Raw genomic sequence first — 1,613 nt, forward strand, 5'->3', positions numbered from 1 at the left:
GACATACACCGAGACATCGTCGGAGGTGAAACTCCCCGAGGATTCCTCTATCGAGCTGCCCTGGCTGGAGTTGGTACCAAAGGAAGCGAATTTCTGCGCACTGGCCTGCAACGCACGGAAGTACGGCGGCAGCCAGACCACCTGGCGGAGCTGCGGCTCGATGACCTGGCGGCAATCGGTGCCGACGACGGCGTTGACCGAATCGCCATCGAAATCGGCCGCGACCAGATCGAGACCGGTCAGGCTGCTGAACGCCGACAGCGTTTCTTCTACATGCGAGCCGGTGAAGCTGAGCGGCACCGAAGTATCTTCAAGGCGCCAGCGCGAGCGGACGATCTTGTCGGTCTCATTGCGCGCGATAGTCATGACTTCGGCGATGCCGTCGCGGTCCATGTCGCCGACCGCGACGTTGACGGTGGCCAGATTCGAGAAGTTCCCGACCGGCCAGCTGTCCTCGTAGGTGGCGGGATAGCGGACGTGGTAGGCGTAGCTCGCCTGCTGGCCACCCGCGCTGGTGCCCGATGCGGCTACGCTGATCATCTGGCTGTACTGACTGCTTCCGCCGCTGGTGCCGGTTACTGTCAGGGTGACGTTGTAGGTGCCGTCGCTGGCGTATTGATGGCTGGGATTGAGTGCCGTCTCCGGACCGCTGCCGTCTCCGAAGTTCCACGTGCGACTTGCGATCGAACCGGTCGACTGATTGGTGAAGGTGACGCTTCGCCCGTTGCGCACATAGGTGTAGGCCGCGTTGAAATCGACCTCCGCCTTGAATGCAGAGACAACGAGACGGTTACCCTGTTCCGATCGCGCGAGGATGATTTCATTCGGTGAAATGCGATCGACATTGCCGATGGTAGCTTCAAAACTGGCCAGCCCACTCTCTAAATCAGTCTGTACAAGCAGGCTGGAATCATATTCCTGGCCTGGACCACGGCTGAAGAAGCCGATGCCGGTAATCCCATTGTTGGCATTGCGCGTGGTCGTGAAGTGGTGCAGGCGCTGGCCAATGTAGTTGTTCGAGTCGCTGTGATGGGCCTGCAGATGGATGACCAGTTCGGCTGCGGCCGTATCGACCAGATCTCCCGCCCTTGCCACGAGCTTGTCGATCCCATCGATCGTCGGACTGGCGTTGTCTGCCTCGAAAGACGTGCCCAGCACACTGGTAAAGGTCTTGCTGCCGATGGCGATATCCCCTGGAGCGACTGGAAGCGCTGTCGTCGAAGGCTGGAATTCGAGCAAGTGGTAATTGAGCGCGCGCGTCGCTACGGAGCCTGTTTCGCTGACGACAACCATTTGCTCGTGGCCGTCGAGGATCATGTCGCCCACCGCCATGCTGATCACGCCGACTGACCCGGCGCGAGTCCATGAACCTGCGGAGGTGTTGTCCGCCTGCTGGATGCCGCCGTCAACACGGCCGGTCAGTACCACGGCGCGCAGACCGCTCGGAATGGTGCGCACCAGTACTCCGAGCTGCAGATTGTGATCGGAGGAACCGTCGAGGTTCCCGGCCACGAGATGCACGTCGGTGAACGGCTGAGCCAGGGCCCAGGTATCGAACAATTCGGCGGTCGTGCCGTTGCGCCGGAACACGCCGAGGATGAGGTTGCCATTGC

Annotated in this window: 1 protein-coding gene; it reads right to left on the reverse strand. The window is 61.1% G+C overall.

The window, feature by feature from the left end; genetic code table 11:
• The coding region (locus WBP53_RS02545; protein ID WP_423925623.1) for a PKD domain-containing protein at positions 1–1,613 on the reverse strand (1,613 nt) is incomplete at both ends.

The organism is Dokdonella sp. (assembly GCF_049593775.1).
Lineage (GTDB): Bacteria > Pseudomonadota > Gammaproteobacteria > Xanthomonadales > Rhodanobacteraceae > Dokdonella.